Here is a 16,795-nt window from a genome sequence, read left to right on the forward strand (position 1 = left end):
GCGAGATGCATCTTACGCGATTGAACAAACATTCGGTTTATAGCAAAAAAGAAAAACGGCGCCTAAAGGCGCCGCAAATCGCAAAACCAGACTGCCACAACAGCGCCTAGTCTTGAAGCGCCTCGAGCACGCGCCGAGTAATTTCGTCCACGGTGCCCACGCCGTCAATGCGCGAATAGCTCGGCGCATTCTCTCCGTCCAGCTCGCTGTAGAAGGCGACCAAGGGCTTGGTCTGCTCATGGTAGACGTTCAGACGGTTGCGAACAGTCGCTTCCTGGTCATCTTCACGCTGAATCAAAGGCTCGCCGGTAAGGTCATCTTTGCCTTCTTCTTTAGGTGGGTTATAGACCACATGGTAGGTACGACCCGATGCCTCGTGAGTCCGGCGGCCACTCATGCGAGTCACAATCTCTTCATCAGCAACAGCGATCTCCAGCACGTGATCGATATCAACGCCGGCCTCTTGCAGCGCCTCAGCTTGAGGAATCGTTCTGGGAAAGCCGTCAAACAAGAATCCGTTGACACAGTCTGACTGGGCAATACGCTCCTTAACCAAGGCGATAATGATGTCATCGGACACCAGACCGCCGGTCGTCATAATATCTTTGACCTTCAGGCCCAGCTCACTACCCGCCTTTACCGCCGCACGTAACATGTCGCCTGTGGAGATCTGAGGAATACCAAACTTCTCAGTGATGAACTGGGCTTGCGTCCCCTTACCGGCCCCTGGAGGCCCCAACAAAATAACGCGCATGCGTAACAACTCCCAAAGGATTAAAAAAAGCTCTACGGCCAGTAACGGCGCCAACTAATGCGATTGGAATGGCTGGAACATACCTTGCAGCAAAAGCTCTGAATGGCTTTTCTACCAACGTCTGCAAACTGATTAGTCGGTCTCGACGGCTGAGGCGTCGAACTGGTCGCTTTTCAAAGCCGACAACGATACACAGCTAAAGGCCGACACACAAGCCTACTAAGGTCGAAGACCGTCCTGTTGCTACACGACAGCCCCACCCATGGGTAACCGTCGATCTCTGAGCGGCAAGCTAGCGCCTCACTCATTGAATTGCACCTGTGGCAGGCAAAATGGCATCAGCCTTTGCGGCTGTGGCTAAAAATCCACCACTCGTCGCCATTCGTCGCGCATTTGAAATAAGCAAACGCCTCTTCTCATTCCTGTATTGGCGAATTTATAGCTGCAACAGGCGTGACGCAATTAGTGTGAACAGGCCCTAGGCAAGTCCCCAAGCTACGTACTAGTATCAGAGTGTGAATACTCTGCGATGACAGGAACTGGCAAATGAAAGTACGGGATTTGTTATCACTCTGGGAACAAACCGCCAGCAGCGGCTTAACCGAGGATTGCTACAAAATACGGCTACCACTGGAGGACGCCGCCAAGCTGAAAGCGCTGGCAGAGCTCTATCCCAGGCGCCACGTTGAAGAGCTAATCACCGACCTGCTTAGCGCGTCATTGAACGAACTCGAAAGCGCCATGCCCTATGTCCGCGGCAAAAAAGTTGTTACCACCGATGAACTCGGCGACCCCATCTATGAGGACGTTGGCCCTACGCCTCGCTACTTAAGCCTGACTGAAAAGCACATGTCAGCCCTGAGAAACCGCAACAAGCACTGACCACAAGTGGGCTACAGGCCCGCTTGTTTTGCATCTTGCCAATACTGCTCCAGTACGGCTCTCGGTGTCGCGGCAGCGCCTTCCTGCCCCCCGGCCTGCTGTTCAACATAGCGAAAGCGTCGCTCGAATTTCTGGCCCGCCGCTCGCAGTGCGCCTTCGGCGTCGTGCTTAAGATGGCGACTCAGGTTCACCACGGAGAAGAAAACATCGCCGAGCTCATCGGCTATTTCCTCTCTTTGGCCGCCGTCTATCGCTTCTTTGAGCTCGGCCAGCTCATCTTCCAAGGCAGCCAATACACCTGCCACATCGTCCCAATCAAAGCCAAGACGACTCGCCCGCTTTTGCAGTTTTTCTGCACGATTAGTCGCTGGCAGCGCTAATGGAATATCATCTAGGGCACTCAACTGGGCCTTTCCCCGGCGCTCCTCTGCCTTGATTTCCTCCCAGCGCTGCTTGATTGCGGGTTCATCAGGCGGCGCTTCTCCACGCCGACTTTCCAAGGTTCCATCGGGAAAAACATGGGGATGACGGCGCAGAAGTTTGCGAGTGATGTCATCGACAACGTCGTTAAAGGTAAAGTCGCCCTGCTCCTGCGCCAGCTGGCTGTAAAAAATTAACTGGAACAACACGTCGCCCATTTCCTGGCGAATCTGATCCGGGTCAGCGCTCTCGATCGCATCGACGAGCTCATAGACCTCTTCGAGTGTATGAGGGACGATGCTTTTAAAGTCCTGCTTTTGATCCCAGGGACAACCATCTTGAGGGTCGCGCAAACGCGACATCAGTTCGCGCAAGTCATCGATGCTATATTGCTTTGCCACCATCATCCTTCCTTAACACGTTTCACCGCTACGACATTCGGCAAGCCATTTAGGCGGCTCAACAGGCCCGACAAAGCGCCGACATCACTAATTTCCAGGCGAATACGCATCGTGGCCATGTGGCTATTCGTGTCGGTAACCGTATTCAGGGAGATTACATTCACCTTTTCTGTGGCCAACTGCAGGGTGATATCGCGAAGCAGGCCTTGTCGGTCGAAAGCCTGCAATTCGATATCAACAGGATAAGTATCGGTTTGCTCAACTTCCCAGTCGACGGCAATAATTCGGTGCGGCTCCACGCTCTGAAGCTGCAGAAGCTTACTGCAATCTTGGCGGTGAACGCTCACGCCACGCCCCACGGTGATGTATCCCGTAATAGCCTCCCCAGGCAGAGGTTTACAGCACCTGGCGAAGTGCGTTAACAAGTTGCCAACGCCGCTGATCCGCACCTTACTGCTATCTTTGGAGGTTTTGCTCGGCGCCTTCAGGCGTGGCAGCACTTCTTCAGCGGCATTTTCATCTTGCCCGATGAGCTGGTTCGCCAGACGGACAATTTGTAGCATGCTGATTTCGCCGGCCCCCACCGCAGCGTACATATCCTCTACGCTGGCACAATGGGTTTGATCGGCGATGTACTTGTAGTCAACGCTATTGAGCGCCAAGCGGCGAAATTCTTTTTCCAGCAACGCGCGACCAGCGGCAATATTGTCTTCCTTAGCCTGCTGTCGAAACCAATGTTGCACTTTAGTGCGAGCCCGACTGGTTTTTAGATAGCCCAGATTACTCTGCAGCCAATCGCGGCGAGGTTTGCTCTCTTTCCCGGTGAGAATTTCAACGCGCTCGCCGGTATTCAGGGTGTATGTCAGTGGTACGATGCGGCCGTTCACTTTGGCGCCGCGGCAGCGATTACCCACCTCAGTATGAATGTGATACGCAAAATCCAATGGCGTCGCGCCGTTTTGCAAATTCACAACATGGCCATCTGGGGTAAACACGTAGACCCTGTCCTGGGCGCGGGTGAACTGCTCCGCGACGTCACTGCTGCTGCCACTTTCCTCATGCCAGTCCAATACCTGCCGCAACCATGCAATTTTTTCGTCGTAGCTGTTATTACTCTTGGCGGTTTTGTCTGCCCCTTTGTACATCCAGTGAGAGCACACACCAAATTCTGCTTCCTCGTGCATGCTTCTGGTGCGAATTTGCACTTCCAGAACCTTGCCCTGGGGGCCTATCACAGCGGTATGGAGTGAGCGGTAGCCATTTTCTTTGGGGCTGGCGATGTAATCATCGAACTCGTTGGGAATATTTCGCCACAGGCCGTGGACCAGACCAAGCACGGCATAGCAAGCCTTTACATCCGGCACCAGCACGCGCACTGCCCGAATATCGTAGACCTGGGAAAACCCTATCCCCTTGCGCTGCATTTTCCGCCAGATGCTGTAAATGTGCTTCGCTCTGCCGGCGATATCGGCGTCAATGCCATCGGCCTTGATCGCCGTGGTAAGCGTGTGAATGACCTCGTCGATATAGTGTTGGCGGTCTAGTCGCTTCTCATCCAACAGTTTGGCAATTTTTTTGTATGCCGATGGCTGCAGGTAGCGAAAGCTAAGATCCTCTAACTCCCACTTTATGTGGCCAATACCCAGGCGATGAGCCAGAGGCGCGTAGATGTCGAAAACTTCTCTCGCAACACGATAGCGCTTCTCTGGGCGGTTCTTCACCGCGCGAATCGCCGAGGTTCTCTCTGCCAACTTAATCAGTGCAACGCGAACATCGTCGACCAACGCCACCAACATTTTCCGAATGGTTTCGCTTTGCGCCTCGGACTGCCCCAGCACCGGAACATCCAACTCTGCGTTAACTTTGGAAATGGCCGCCATTCCCAACACGCCATCGACCAACTTCGCCACAGAGCCGCCAAATTGCTGCTCCAGGTCACTCAGCGATAACCTCGCTTCTCGAACTGCGCGAAACAAGGTCGCGGCAACCAGGCTGTCTTGGTCCAAATGCAGGTCGGCAAGAATTTCCACCATTTCCAGGGCGGTGAAAAAGCTATCCCCACTGACATCGGGCACTGTGCCCGCACTGCCGCTGGCGCACTGTTCGGCGAGCTCAAAGGCACGGAGCAACTCACTGCGCTCTACGACGCTGTCATCTATCGACAGGCGCTCCATCCAGCGCGGGATATCAACACGCCCGTCGGCTAACTGTGGGTAATCCTCTCGGACCTTTACCATGGTATTAACTCAATCATTTTCCGACTGGTTTCAAACAAGGCGGCAATACCGCCGCCTAGAAAACGCCGGTGGACAAATAGCGGTCACCGCGGTCACAAATAATGGCAACAATTACGGCGTTTTCCACCTGTTCGCTAAGACGAAGCGCTCCGGCGACTGCACCGCCGGAGGACACACCACAAAATATCCCTTCCTGCTCAGCAAGTGCTCGCATGGTTTTTTCAGCCAGTTGCTGATCAATATCCATCACCTGATCGACCCTTGGGGCCTGATATATTTTTGGCAGGTAAGCCTCAGGCCAGCGGCGAATACCGGGAATGCTAGAGCCATCTTCTGGCTGCAGCCCAACGATCTGTACACTGGGGTTTTGCTCCTTAAGGAACCGGGAGACGCCCATAATGGTACCGGTGGTTCCCATCGAGCTGACAAAGTGGGTGATACGTCCATCGGTCTGACGCCAGATCTCAGGGCCAGTTCCCTCATAGTGAGCCAGGGGGTTATCGGGGTTTGCAAATTGATCCAGTACCTTCCCCTCGCCTCTTGCCTGCATCGCCAGGGCCAAGTCTCGAGCCCCTTCCATTCCCTCTTCTTGACTCACCTCGACAAGGGTGGCGCCATAGGCAGACATTGCCAATTTGCGCTCACTGCTCATATGGCTTGGCATGATCAGCACCATCTTATAGCCGCGAATGGCAGCGGCCATCGCCAGCGCGATCCCCGTGTTACCGCTCGTCGCTTCAATAAGCGTGTCACCAGGTTGTATATCGCCCCGAGCCTCCGCGCGCGCTATCATACTCATAGCCGGACGGTCTTTAACGGAACCAGCGGGGTTATTTCCCTCTAGCTTCAGCAAAATCGTATTACTGCTGTCGCGATTAAGGCGTTGCAACCTCACTAAGGGTGTATTGCCAATACATTGCTCAATGGTAGGAAAATCTGTCATTGCAGTAGAGACCTCAAGCCGACTTCAGCAGCGCAGCAGGGGAAATCGTTGCCCCAGCTGCTATAGGCTTCAGTGATAAAGCGGCCACAGGATGGCAACCGCGTAAACTTTTGGCAGTGATAATACCACTGCCCTAGTCATAGGCTCCAGTTCACATGCGCAGGCGATACGGATTTAAACGGCTTATCTTGATCATGGGGCTACTGCCCGTACTTCTCATTTCGGTGGGTTTCAGTGCCTACCTGACTCAACAGCAACTGGCAGACAGCAGAGAGCTGCTTACTCAGCGTGCCAAATCCGCCGCCCAGCAGCTGAGTGTTGTCTCTAGCCATATGATGCAGGACCACCACGAAGATACGCTGGCCTATATTCTACATACGGCGCTTGAGGAGCCCGGTGTACGCGCGGTGAGTATCTACAATAGCGACCTCGAACTCATCTCGCACGCAGGCCCCGGAACGCCACCGCCCAATGTCGAGGGATTGAGCCGGTTTATGCCCTTTAAGGTCATGGATCAAGCCGATGATCTCCAAATTACGTGGGCGATTCATGCACCGCTATCTGCAGAGGGCCATCAGACCGATGCAGATGGCCACCTCGGCTGGGTGCAAATGAGCTATGGCTGGCACCAATATGAGCTAATGAAGTACCAGAGCTACCTCGCCGCGGCGATTTTTCTGGGCCTCAGCGTCCTCGTTTGTATCTTGTTTTTTAGTTATATCAATCACAACATCGGCCGCGACTTACAAATTCTGCGGATGGCAACTCACCGCCTCACCAGCGGCCAGAGAGACTTGCACATTCATGTTCCCGGTGGCGACGAATTCAGTGAGCTAGCCGAGGATCTCAATGAACTGAACGCGGCGCAGGTAAGGGAGCTAAAGGAGCTGCAACTCAACCTCGAACAGTCCAACAGCGACTTACGTGAAACCTTAGAAACGCTTGAAATACAGAATATCGAGCTTGACCTAGCTAGGCGCGAAGCCGTCACTGCAAGCCGAGTTAAATCGGAATTTCTCGCCAATACCAGCCATGAAATTCGCACACCTCTGAACAGTATTCTGGGTTTCAGTAATATTCTTCTCAAGGCGGATATTCGCGGGCGACAGCGCGAAGCGGTAGAGACCATCCGCAACAGCGCCGTTAACCTACTCACCATCATCAACGATATTCTCGACTTCTCCAAGCTTGAGGCTGGGAAGCTGGTGTTCGATAAAGCCCCAGTGCAACTCCGCGAACTTGCTGAAGATACCTTGATCATGCTCGCTCCCGGCGCAGCGGAGAAGCGTCTCGACCTTGCACTGTTTGTCGAGAAAGACACCCCTGAGGCAATCCTCAGCGACTCCCTCCGACTCCGGCAAATGCTGACGAACTTAGTTAGCAATGCGATTAAATTCACCCCAACCGGAACCGTTCGCGTCGATATCTCCTGTAGCGAGCGGGACGACGATTACGCAACACTGACCTTCAAGGTCACTGACAGCGGCATTGGTATGAGCGCAGAGCAGCGCAAGCATATCTTCCGAGACTTTGGCCAAGGCGATGCATCTGTCACTCGTCAATATGGCGGCACCGGGCTGGGACTGGTCATTGTTCAAGGCCTGGTTAAGGAGATGGGCGGCGAAATCGGCGTAGAAAGCGAGCTCGGACACGGCTCTACCTTTTGGTTTAGTCTGCGCTTGGCAATTGATCACAATGCGATGCAAATGCGTGACTTCCAATCCCTACAGGGTAGTACTGTTGCCTTGTATGACAGCAGCCCATTATACGGCCTCGCCATTTGCGACCTGCTCGAAGGCTGGGGCATGAACGTGCAGCTCTGCCAGGGAATTGATGATATTAATACCCAGGCAGACCACTGCATTCTGAGCTTGGATGCAGAGGAGAGCTGCCAACCGCTACCCACTATTCATCGCGACGGCGCCTGCGTGGTTTTGAGCTACCACAGCGAGGAACACCCACAAGACAATAATGTCTGGCTCAGCAAGCCGGTTTCTCATGTTCGTCTTTTTGACGCGCTGAATACGGGCCTGAGCGATGATAACCAACTCAACAACCGACATTTTCGCAATAGCCAAGTGCTCATCGTTGATGACAACCCGTCTAACCTGCTCATACTCTCCACCTTTCTGGAAGATGCCGGCATCAGCCCCGTCAGCGCTCAAAATGGCGTGGAAGCAGTCAGCCATTGCCAGGAGCAGTGTTTCGACTTGATATTTATCGACATCCAGATGCCACAGCTGGACGGCATTGCCGCAAGCCGCCAGATACGCCAGCGCGGAAAGAACCAACACACCCCAATTGTGGCGCTGTCGGCCTACCTCGCACCGGAAAACCCCTCACAGCTGCGCGATGCCGGCATCGATAAATACCTGAGCAAACCGGTAAATGAGCAGCAGCTCACCAATATTTTGCAACACTACCTGGCCCCTTCCTGTGACCTGCCGCCAACCGACGCACACGCACCTGAGGCAGACGCCGACGCCGAGGAGCAATCCAGGCCCGTGGACCTTAAACAGTGCTTATTACTGTCCAAACAGCGCCCAACGCTGGCAAAAAATATGCTTTCAATGCTGCTCGATGAACTGCCAGGTTTGCGTAGTCAGCTCACACAGGCCTTCGATAGCAAGGAGTGGGATACGCTGACCGAACTCAATCACGGTTTGAAAGGGAATTGTTGCTACACCGGCGTCCCACTTCTCAAGCAAGCCGTCTGTGAATTGGAGGCCGATTTATCTGCCCAGAAGCCACCTCAGCAACCGCTCTTCACCGCAGTGATTACGCGAATAGACGAATTGCTGGCATGGCGCGAAGAACACGAGCTGGATGCCCTATTCGACTAACAGCGCCGGCGATTTAGTCTGAGTACTGCCGGAGAAACAGTTTTCGACTGTTCAGTGGCCGGTCCCCCAACAGGGGCGCAAGGATAAGCCGGTTGAGGCGCTTCGCTACTTTAAGCGTGTCGGCGTCCCACTCGGCACGTGCTAACTGCTGCAATAGATGGCCGGAAAACGCTTTCTGGTGAGCGTCCATCGACGCCGATACCTGGCAAAAGCCGTGCTCCGGGTCGTAGATAAAATAGGCCTCGGGGGCGCTCTCAATGGGCGAGAAGTCGACACCGTAGCCCAGCTCGGTAAGTAAAGTTAGCTCAAAGCTGCGCAGTATGGGTTCAACATGGCTCCCTGAGGACAGCTCCAGCAAAGAGCGGCCGTACAACTTGAAAACTTCCGCTTGGGGGTCAAAGGGTTGCAGTAATCTTCCCAATAATTCGTTGATGTAGAATGCGCAGTACAGCGCGTTGCCGCGCAGTGGAAACGTGCTGTTCAGCTGCGCATCAACTAAGGTCTTTAACTCACTGCGCCCCTGCCAGGAGACCTGAATAAGATTGCCAGGCTGCAAGGCCGCACGCCATTGCTGGCGGCTCTTGCTCGACGATTTAAGCCCCTTGGCTACGACGCTTAGATAGCCATAGTCGCGGCTGAATAGATCAATGATCGCACTGCTATCACGATAGGCGCGAAGATGTAACACGTATGCGGGCTGCCCCTCTATACGCGCACTCATGGTCTACTCGAAATCGTTATAACCGAGGCTGCGCAGGGCGCGCTCATCGTCGGACCAGCCAGATTTCACTTTCACCCACAAGCGCAACATGACCTTGCTGTCGAACGCGCGCTCCATATCCTTGCGCGCCTCTGTACCAATCTGCCTGAGGCGACTCCCCTTCTCACCGATCAGTATTTTCTTTTGCCCTTGGCGCTCTACCAGTATCAGTGCGCTGATCTCTATCAGGCGCGGCGATACCTTGAATTCCTCAATTTCGACCGTCATCGCATAGGGCACTTCCTCCCCCAGCTGACGCATAATCTTTTCACGAACAAGCTCTGCCGCAAGAAAACGCTCACTGCGATCGGTTACCTGATCCTCAGGGAAGAGGTGTATCCCCTCTGGGAGGTAGCGTTCAATAACGGCCTCAAGATCATCGCGGTTGTGGCCGCGCAATGCCGAGACAGGCACAATTTCAGTGAAACTGTGCTTCTCGGCAAGCTGTTCCAGCAGTGGCAGTAATTCCGATTTGTCGTTAAGCCGATCGATCTTGTTTACCACCAGCAACACCGGGCAGTCGACCTGCTTCACCTTCTCCAAAACAAGGTCGTCTTCATCGGTCCAGCGATCGCGATCTACCAGAAAAAGCACCAGATCAACATCTTTCAGAGCAGAGCTGGCAGCCCGATTCATGTAGCGGTTAATCGCCTTTTCATCGCGCAAATGCAGTCCGGGGGTGTCGACATAGATCGCCTGCGTATCACCCTCAGTTTTAATCCCCAGCAGCTGGTGGCGCGTCGTTTGGGGCTTTCTTGACGTGATACTCAGTTTTTGACCGAGAATATGGTTAAGTAGCGTGGATTTACCCACATTCGGGCGGCCAACAATTGCCACATAACCACAGCGTGTGCCGCTTTCATTCTGGTGTTTCATGCTTGCTTCTCCAGCCGCGCCAGCACTTGCTCTGCTGCAGCTTGCTCTGCCTTGCGTCGACTACTTGCCGTTGCCACAACTTCCCCGTTCAGCAGCGTTACCTTACATGCGACAGTAAAGGCCTGCTGATGAGACTTGCCCTCTGTCGAGCAGAGGCGGTATTGCGGCAAGGGCTGCTTTCTCGCCTGCAAATATTCCTGTAGCCGCGTTTTAGCGTCTTTGTGACTCGCGGTGGGATCAATACTCTCCAGTCGGCCGGCAAACCAACGATGGACACAGGCCTGACACGACGCCATGCCCCCATCGAGATAGATCGCACCGAGAATGGCCTCAACCGCATCCGCAAGGATGGAGCTGCGCCGCTTACCGCCGCTGTTGCGCTCGCCGCTTCCCAACAGAAGGTGCTCTCCGAGATTCAGTTCAGCAGCGACAGCCGCCAGGGCCTTTCCACTCACTAACGAGGCGCGAATTCTACTCAACTCGCCCTCATCCAAATTTGGAAAACGACGGTACAAAAAATCACTAACGATCATATTCAGCAACGAATCACCAAGAAACTCCAGTCGCTCGTTGTGATCAGCGCTGAGGCTTCGGTGAGTCAGCGCCTGCGTTAACAAGGCGTCGTCATTAAAAGCGTATCCCAGCACATCGGAAAGTGTCGGCATACCAGTTAGCGTTCAACCTGAAAAAGCGCGTCTTCAAACTTAACGACAGCGTCAATATTGATGAATAGCGGCACGCGTTTCTCGTAGGTGGCATCAATCAGCACACCCTCGTCGTTATTTTTGATCTTAATATCGCGCAAAGATATCGATTCGATCCGGTTTGTAATAAACCTGCGCGACAGCTTTTGACGAATCTGTGCAGGCGTCACTTCGGCACCTTTACTCTCTTCGGCCACGTCACTGATAACACGACTGAGCGACCAGTAATCAACGTATAAGGGGGCGAGACGAATTGCCATCGTTCCCAAAACCATGGCAACACCGACGATGATGACAAAGGATAGTAGGCCAATGCCCTGCTGATTTTTCATTATTATCTCCTGTGCACCGTTAACGTATTTGGCCAACGCGATCGAAGCTGGGTAGCTGAGAGAAGGATTGCCAGTGCATCCAGATTGCAAACGCCTGACCGACGATATTCTTCTCAGGAACCTGCCCCCAAACTCGGCTATCGCTGCTGTTGTCGCGATTATCACCCATCATAAAGTAATGACCGGGTTTTACCGTTGTTTCAAAATCACCGCGATAAATGCGTTTATCGTGATGAATCAGGTGCTCTACACTACCGAGCTGCTCGCGAACCACCTGGGTAACAGGCTGCAAGGGCGGAACTTCAGCCACCAGGGTATGGGGCACTAACTCGTCATTCACATAGAGCTTTTTATTAACATAACGCAGTTTATCGCCAGGCAAACCCACGACGCGCTTGATAAAGTAGCGGCTATCACCAGGAGGGAAGAAAACCATAACATCGCCGCGCTCTGGCTCGCCCACTTCTAAAATTTTTGTGCCGACAACCGGCAGGCGCAACCCATAGTTAAACTTATTGACCAGGATGTAATCGCCAACTTCGAGACTGGGAACCATCGACGCGGAGGGAATTTGAAACGGCTCAACGACAAACGAGCGCAATACCAATACCACGAGCAGCACGGGGAAAAATGACCGCGCATTCTCGGCGATCGGCAGCATCCCGCCAAATTCCCGCTTTAGGTTCTCCTGCTCCTGCTTAACAAAGTAGGTAATGTAAACGGCGATTTTGCCGGCGTTAACATAGGCTTGACGGCCCTTTTCAAAAACAAAGCGATCAAGGCCAGCAATCACCCCTGCCAGCGCGGTGAGCACCACCAGGGCCAGTGCAAAATCGCCATCTTTAATCAGCACAACACTGGCAACCCAGAGCAGCCACAGTGCCGATACCAACCGATAGCTCCATTCGACCCAAGCGGGCACAACCTGACGGCGCAACGCCACCGCATCGCTAGCGGTTTTTTTCTCGGCACACCACTGCAATGCGGTTTGCATCTGCCGACGCCCTTTGATTTCCTGAAGTAGCCACACACACAGCGACGTCGCCGCGACGAACAGTAAGATCAAATTAACCATGTGGCCATATACCCCTTATCCATCTACCTTTAAGACGGCAAGAAATGCCGACTGCGGAATCTCTACATTCCCAACTTGCTTCATCCGCTTTTTCCCTGCTTTTTGCTTCTCAAGCAGTTTACGCTTTCGCGACACATCGCCACCATAACACTTGGCAGTTACGTTCTTACGCAGCGCCTTTACCGTCTGACGCGCTATAACATGCCCACCAATTGCCGCCTGAATTGCCACGTCAAACATCTGTCGTGGAATAAGCTCTTTCATCTTTTCCACTAACAGCCGCCCGCGGGACTGCGCGAAATCGCGATGGACAATCATCGCCAGCGCATCAACACGGTCACCATTTATCAGCACATCGAGCTTGACCAGGTTCGCCGCTTCGAAGCGTTCAAAACTGTAGTCAAGCGAGGCAAAGCCACGGCTCACCGACTTCAACCGGTCGAAGAAGTCCAGCACCACTTCGCTCATTGGGATGTCCCATGTCAGCGATACTTGCTGTCCCAAAAACTGCATATCAATCTGAACGCCGCGCTTCTCCGAACACAGGCTCATCACATTGCCGAGGTGTTCCTGCGGGACCAGGATATTCACCCTGGCGATCGGTTCGCGGGTTTCCTCAACCTCGCCGGGGTCAGGCATTGCCGAGGGGTTATCAACCATAACCTCTTCGCCGTTTTTCTTGAGCACTTGATAAATTACGGTGGGCGCCGTCGTTATCAGATCAAGATCGTACTCACGCTCCAAACGCTCTTGAATGATCTCCATATGCAGCGTGCCCAGGAAGCCGCAGCGAAAACCAAAACCCAGGGCATCTGATGTTTCAGGCTCGTAAAACAAAGAAGCATCATTCAATGTCAGCTTCCCTAAGGCCTCCCGGAAGTCTTCGTAGTCTTCGGTAGATACCGTGAACATCCCGGCATAGACCTGCGGCTTTACTTTCTGAAAACCGGGCAGCGCGTCCACATCAGGTGTACTGGCGTGCGTGAAGGTATCCCCCACTGGCGCGCCGTGAATATCTTTAATGCCGGCGATAAGGAAGCCAACTTCGCCAGCTTTGAGCACACCAGTATTGGTTTGCTTGGGCGTGAATATCCCTACGACATCCACCGAATGCGTTTTACCCAGCGACTTACTGATGACCTTATCGCCTTTACGCAAGGTGCCGTTCTTCACTCGCACCAAGGAGACAACCCCTTGGTAGTTGTCGAACCAGGAATCGATGATCAGGGCTTGCAAGGGGGCATCAGGGTCTCCCTCGGGCGCGGGAATGGCGGCAACTAAGTGCTCTAAGGCATCCTCTATGCCCATTCCGGATTTCGCACTGACCGGCACTGCCTCGCTGGCATCCACGCCGATAATTTCTTCGATTTCCTGTTTTACCCGGTCAGGGTCGGCCTGCGGAAGATCCATTTTGTTCAAAATTGGCAGTACTTCGAGCCCCTGCTCTATCGCGGTATAGCAATTTGCCACCGACTGCGCCTCAACACCCTGCGCGGCGTCCACCACCAAGAGCGCGCCTTCACATGCCGCTAACGAGCGCGATACCTCGTAGGAGAAGTCAACATGTCCGGGAGTGTCGATAAAATTGAGCTGATAGGTATTCCCATCCTTCGCAGTGTAATCGAGCGTCACGCTCTGCGCTTTGATAGTGATACCCCGCTCGCGCTCAATATCCATTGAGTCGAGCACTTGCTCGGCCATTTCACGGTCGGCAAGGCCACCACAATACTGGATAAAACGATCCGCCAGGGTCGATTTTCCGTGGTCGATATGGGCAATAATAGAAAAGTTACGAATTAGGTCGAGACTAGGCACGTTTGGCAGAACCCCGGGACAAAGCCATTGAGGAAAATAAAGGCGCGATTGTATCGCAAAGCCCGCTACCTAAGCTATGTGTATTGTCACAGGAGGCGGCTAAATGCCTATTAATGCTCGAAAAACTGCAGTGGCTCGGCGGACGCTCGGCCATGATGCCCGACTAAACGGGGCTGAAAACGCTCGCTGTTTCGGCTCAATAGTGCGTGGACCCGCACACCGCCAAGCCCCAGCAAAAAACCCGCCAGTGCCGACACTGCAGCAACGCTCTCACTGCCCGACAAACTATTCCCAGCAAGCATACCGAGGATCATACTCAGCAAAGGCAGCAGGTAGACAATAAACGCACCACCCACTAACGCTGCCTCGGGAATGGCGATATCCACATCGCTCCCCACGGGGTAGTCACTCGCGGGGAGCCCATTTAGCGCGATACGCAACTGATTGCGGCGACCATCGTGCAAACTGTTCATGAGCCCCTGCCCGCAGCCTTTCTTCGCAGAGCAGCTGGCGCAGCTACTTTGGGACACGGTCTCTACCCACAGAGCCGACGTCTCCACAGCGACAACACGCCCGCGCTCACAAATCATTATTCAGGCCACTCCACACCGAGCGCTACCTGTCTCGCGGTCAGCATGGGAATCTCACCCACCACTGACACGCGTACGCCACGCGATTTGTGGGTAGTGCTGTAACTTACTGACGCGCCTCGCCGCATATGGCTATCACTCTGCGACGCGGCACCCTCGGTGGACTCAACAAAAACCGTGAATACCGCCAAGCCGTCTGTGTAACTGATGCTCGGCGCTTGATCACGAACGGCCAAGGGCGTAAAGCCATCAGGCAGCCAGGATAAGCGCCAGTTAACCTCTGGGACGCTGCCTTGCTCGCCAACGGGGGGGTGTGCGATGAGCTGTGACTCATCGCGCTCAAGCGCTGCCTCATCAAAACTGAGATCGAGCACAACATACTCAAAGCGCTCAAGCACCTTGCCGCGCTTATTAACGATTTCAGAGCGCAACAACAACCCCGTTTCTTTATCCAGAGCGAGCCGGTATCCAAGGCGGTATACGTCTTTAGGCTGAATCGACAACCCTATTGCTGCGCGACCAGCAACGCTGCCCGATTCTCGAAGGGACAAATGGTAAAGCTTCTGCAATTGCTTCGCTTCTGGCGAGTCACCGGCAAGAAGATGCAATAATTCAGGGCCGGGGTGCACACAGCTAATATCGTGCCCCTGACGAATCACCTCATGCTCGCCGTGACTTAGCGCTTCGAGTGACTCGTACTCGCGACCATCTTTGACAACATGACTGACCTTAAAACTGCTAAGTCGGTCGTCGACTTGGTAAGTCACTACACCCTGATAGTTGAGGGTCCGATGGCTGTCAGTCATTCGCTTCAGCCACGTTTCCGGACCATTCGCCCAGCTGACTTGACTAAACGCCAGCGCAGCGACCGCCAATATCACACGACAACGCACTTATTCTGACTCCTGAGACACCACCCGCGCATACGAAACGAAGCCTTGGCCATTATTGAGCGACGCCCGCTCGGTATGCTTGCGAAGCAATACGTCGAAACGCTTGTCGGCTTCGCTCTTCACTGCTGGGCTCATACTGGGCGTACCCCCTGCTATGGCACTTACAGGAACACCGCCATTGGCAGGTGACATTTGAGCGGGGTAAACACGGCCGCTGCTCACCGACGTCTCCGACGCCGCCAGCATTGAGGTGCCACCGCCGAGCATACGTTCACTGCCGGCGAACACGACGACTGCCGCAACACTGGCAGCGACGGCCATACCGGTTAGCGCTTGGCGCCAGGACGAGCCGCGTTTCACCGCGCTTGGCTCATCGTCAATCGCGGCCATCACTCGGCCCGAAATATCGAACCCGGCAAACGGCAGCTCGCCGTCATGCATCACCTGTTGATTGCGGTGGAGCGACGCCCACTCCGCGCGCAAGGCCGCATCTTCTGAGCGCAGAACTCGGCGCAACTCAAGCTCACTGGCTTCACCATCCATCATTGCCGACAGAGATTCTCTGATGCCATCTTTCATATTTACACCTCTTCGCCACTCACTTGGGCTCTTACTCGACTATCCACCGCCTCGCGAGCCCTGAAAATTCGCGACCGCACTGTTCCGACAGGGCAATCCATCACCGCTGCAATATCCTCATAACTGAGACCATCAAATTCACGCAGAGTTAGCGCTGCGCGCAAATCTTCAGGCAAAGTTTTGATCGCGTCCTGAACCACATTTTTTAGCTCTTCGCCATACAAGCGGTTCTCTGGCGTCTCGACTTCTTTTAAAGCAGACGGCCCCTCAAAATATTCGGCATCAGCCACATCCACGTCACTGCCCGGCGGGCGACGGTTGCGAGCGACCAAATAGTTTTTCGCCGTGTTGATCGCAATGCGATACAACCAAGTATAAAAGGCACTGTCCCCACGGAACTTGGGCAAAGCCCGATAGGCTTTAACAAAGGCTTCCTGGGCAACATCCTGCACTTCGTCACTATCTTTGATATAGCGGGATATCAGACCAAATATTTTGTGTTGATACTTAAGTACCAGCAGATCAAAGGCACGCTTATCCCCCTGCTGGACTCGCTCAACGAGCTGCTGGTCTGCCTGTTTAGCTTGGCTCATGTACATTCACCAATGGTCGATCAGCAGCGCTTGCCAAATAGACCAGCGAATTTTGAAGAAGTTCTAACATTACTGTCCTTAAACTACCGCGTGAGAAC

At 53.9% G+C, this 16,795-nt stretch carries 16 protein-coding genes; 2 read left to right on the forward strand and 14 right to left on the reverse strand.

The window, feature by feature from the left end:
- Positions 1 to 106: 106 nt before the first annotated feature.
- Positions 107 to 754, reverse strand: coding sequence for an adenylate kinase (gene adk, locus AC2Q8J_RS03600; RefSeq protein ID WP_027872684.1), 648 nt, complete (start codon positions 752 to 754; stop codon positions 107 to 109).
- A 546-nt stretch (positions 755 to 1,300) separates the two neighbouring features.
- Between adk and AC2Q8J_RS03605 the strand changes: the two genes are divergently transcribed.
- On the forward strand, positions 1,301 to 1,636 hold the full coding sequence (locus AC2Q8J_RS03605; protein WP_204995578.1) for a type 1 pili tip component: 336 nt from the start codon (positions 1,301 to 1,303) through the stop codon (positions 1,634 to 1,636).
- An 11-nt stretch (positions 1,637 to 1,647) separates the two neighbouring features.
- On the opposite strand, the gene mazG is transcribed toward AC2Q8J_RS03605, so the two are convergent.
- Genes mazG through cysM form a run of 3 tightly spaced genes read right to left on the reverse strand, consistent with a single transcriptional unit; the run spans position 1,648 to position 5,637 of the window.
- On the reverse strand, positions 1,648 to 2,460 hold the full coding sequence (mazG, locus tag AC2Q8J_RS03610; protein ID WP_374973368.1) for a nucleoside triphosphate pyrophosphohydrolase: 813 nt from the start codon (positions 2,458 to 2,460) through the stop codon (positions 1,648 to 1,650).
- Positions 2,460 to 4,694, reverse strand: a complete 2,235-nt coding sequence (relA, locus tag AC2Q8J_RS03615; protein ID WP_288362737.1) for a GTP diphosphokinase — start codon at positions 4,692 to 4,694, stop codon at positions 2,460 to 2,462. The genes mazG and relA overlap by 1 nt, the downstream gene beginning before the upstream one ends.
- A gap of 55 nt (positions 4,695 to 4,749) precedes the next feature.
- Positions 4,750 to 5,637 carry a cysteine synthase CysM gene (gene cysM / locus AC2Q8J_RS03620; protein ID WP_204995581.1) on the reverse strand — a complete coding sequence of 296 codons (888 nt, stop codon included), beginning with the start codon at positions 5,635 to 5,637 and terminating at the stop codon, positions 4,750 to 4,752.
- Between the two features lie 155 nt (positions 5,638 to 5,792).
- On the opposite strand from cysM, the gene AC2Q8J_RS03625 reads away from it, so the two are divergent.
- A complete protein-coding gene (locus tag AC2Q8J_RS03625) occupies positions 5,793 to 8,480 on the forward strand; it encodes an ATP-binding protein (RefSeq protein WP_486452123.1) in 2,688 nt (895 codons plus the stop codon).
- Positions 8,481 to 8,493: 13 nt separating this feature from the next.
- On the opposite strand, the gene recO is transcribed toward AC2Q8J_RS03625, so the two are convergent.
- The 10 genes from recO to rpoE all read right to left on the reverse strand — a co-directional run bounded on the left by recO (position 8,494) and on the right by rpoE (position 16,703).
- Positions 8,494 to 9,201: a DNA repair protein RecO gene (recO, locus tag AC2Q8J_RS03630; RefSeq protein WP_288362739.1), complete on the reverse strand. Its 708-nt coding sequence runs from the start codon at positions 9,199 to 9,201 to the stop codon at positions 8,494 to 8,496.
- Between the two features lie 3 nt (positions 9,202 to 9,204).
- The gene (gene era / locus AC2Q8J_RS03635; RefSeq protein WP_204995584.1) at positions 9,205 to 10,116 is read right to left on the reverse strand and encodes a GTPase Era; all 912 of its coding nucleotides are present in this window, start codon (positions 10,114 to 10,116) and stop codon (positions 9,205 to 9,207) included.
- Entirely contained in the window at positions 10,113 to 10,781 is a 669-nt protein-coding gene (gene rnc / locus AC2Q8J_RS03640) for a ribonuclease III (RefSeq protein ID WP_286694025.1), read from the reverse strand. Before rnc ends, era begins: the two co-directional genes overlap by 4 nt.
- Before the next feature lie 5 nt (positions 10,782 to 10,786).
- The gene (locus AC2Q8J_RS03645) at positions 10,787 to 11,152 is read right to left on the reverse strand and encodes a DUF4845 domain-containing protein (RefSeq protein WP_204995586.1); all 366 of its coding nucleotides are present in this window, start codon (positions 11,150 to 11,152) and stop codon (positions 10,787 to 10,789) included.
- 19 nt (positions 11,153 to 11,171) lie between these two features.
- A complete protein-coding gene (gene lepB, locus AC2Q8J_RS03650) occupies positions 11,172 to 12,227 on the reverse strand; it encodes a signal peptidase I (RefSeq protein ID WP_204995587.1) in 1,056 nt (351 codons plus the stop codon).
- Between the two features lie 15 nt (positions 12,228 to 12,242).
- Entirely contained in the window at positions 12,243 to 14,042 is a 1,800-nt protein-coding gene (lepA, locus tag AC2Q8J_RS03655; protein ID WP_027872695.1) for a translation elongation factor 4, read from the reverse strand.
- Positions 14,043 to 14,152: 110 nt separating this feature from the next.
- Positions 14,153 to 14,632, reverse strand: a complete 480-nt coding sequence (locus AC2Q8J_RS03660; RefSeq protein WP_424142836.1) for a SoxR reducing system RseC family protein — start codon at positions 14,630 to 14,632, stop codon at positions 14,153 to 14,155.
- Positions 14,632 to 15,525 carry a MucB/RseB C-terminal domain-containing protein gene (locus tag AC2Q8J_RS03665; RefSeq protein WP_288362741.1) on the reverse strand — a complete coding sequence of 298 codons (894 nt, stop codon included), beginning with the start codon at positions 15,523 to 15,525 and terminating at the stop codon, positions 14,632 to 14,634. Before AC2Q8J_RS03665 ends, AC2Q8J_RS03660 begins: the two co-directional genes overlap by 1 nt.
- Complete coding sequence (locus AC2Q8J_RS03670; RefSeq protein ID WP_286694021.1) at positions 15,526 to 16,104, reverse strand: sigma-E factor negative regulatory protein; 579 nt, start codon at positions 16,102 to 16,104, stop codon at positions 15,526 to 15,528. It abuts the gene before it with no gap.
- A gap of 2 nt (positions 16,105 to 16,106) precedes the next feature.
- Entirely contained in the window at positions 16,107 to 16,703 is a 597-nt protein-coding gene (gene rpoE, locus AC2Q8J_RS03675) for an RNA polymerase sigma factor RpoE (RefSeq protein ID WP_027872698.1), read from the reverse strand.
- Between the last annotated feature and the right edge of the window lie 92 nt (positions 16,704 to 16,795).

The organism is Spongiibacter sp. C9W, from assembly GCF_057370015.1.

What these genes read in the sequence shown, in the direction of transcription:
- adk (WP_027872684.1), bottom strand. Translation starts at nt 754, where the DNA reads ATGCGCGTTATTTTGTTGGGGCCTCCAGGGGCCGGTAAGGGGACGCAA.
- AC2Q8J_RS03605 (WP_204995578.1), top strand. Translation starts at nt 1,301, where the DNA reads ATGAAAGTACGGGATTTGTTATCACTCTGGGAACAAACCGCCAGCAGC.
- mazG (WP_374973368.1), bottom strand. Translation starts at nt 2,460, where the DNA reads ATGGTGGCAAAGCAATATAGCATCGATGACTTGCGCGAACTGATGTCG.
- relA (WP_288362737.1), bottom strand. Translation starts at nt 4,694, where the DNA reads ATGGTAAAGGTCCGAGAGGATTACCCACAGTTAGCCGACGGGCGTGTT.
- cysM (WP_204995581.1), bottom strand. Translation starts at nt 5,637, where the DNA reads ATGACAGATTTTCCTACCATTGAGCAATGTATTGGCAATACACCCTTA.
- AC2Q8J_RS03625 (WP_486452123.1), top strand. Translation starts at nt 5,793, where the DNA reads ATGCGCAGGCGATACGGATTTAAACGGCTTATCTTGATCATGGGGCTA.
- recO (WP_288362739.1), bottom strand. Translation starts at nt 9,201, where the DNA reads ATGAGTGCGCGTATAGAGGGGCAGCCCGCATACGTGTTACATCTTCGC.
- era (WP_204995584.1), bottom strand. Translation starts at nt 10,116, where the DNA reads ATGAAACACCAGAATGAAAGCGGCACACGCTGTGGTTATGTGGCAATT.
- rnc (WP_286694025.1), bottom strand. Translation starts at nt 10,781, where the DNA reads ATGCCGACACTTTCCGATGTGCTGGGATACGCTTTTAATGACGACGCC.
- AC2Q8J_RS03645 (WP_204995586.1), bottom strand. Translation starts at nt 11,152, where the DNA reads ATGAAAAATCAGCAGGGCATTGGCCTACTATCCTTTGTCATCATCGTC.
- lepB (WP_204995587.1), bottom strand. Translation starts at nt 12,227, where the DNA reads ATGGTTAATTTGATCTTACTGTTCGTCGCGGCGACGTCGCTGTGTGTG.
- AC2Q8J_RS03660 (WP_424142836.1), bottom strand. Translation starts at nt 14,632, where the DNA reads ATGATTTGTGAGCGCGGGCGTGTTGTCGCTGTGGAGACGTCGGCTCTG.
- AC2Q8J_RS03670 (WP_286694021.1), bottom strand. Translation starts at nt 16,104, where the DNA reads ATGAAAGATGGCATCAGAGAATCTCTGTCGGCAATGATGGATGGTGAA.
- rpoE (WP_027872698.1), bottom strand. Translation starts at nt 16,703, where the DNA reads ATGTACATGAGCCAAGCTAAACAGGCAGACCAGCAGCTCGTTGAGCGA.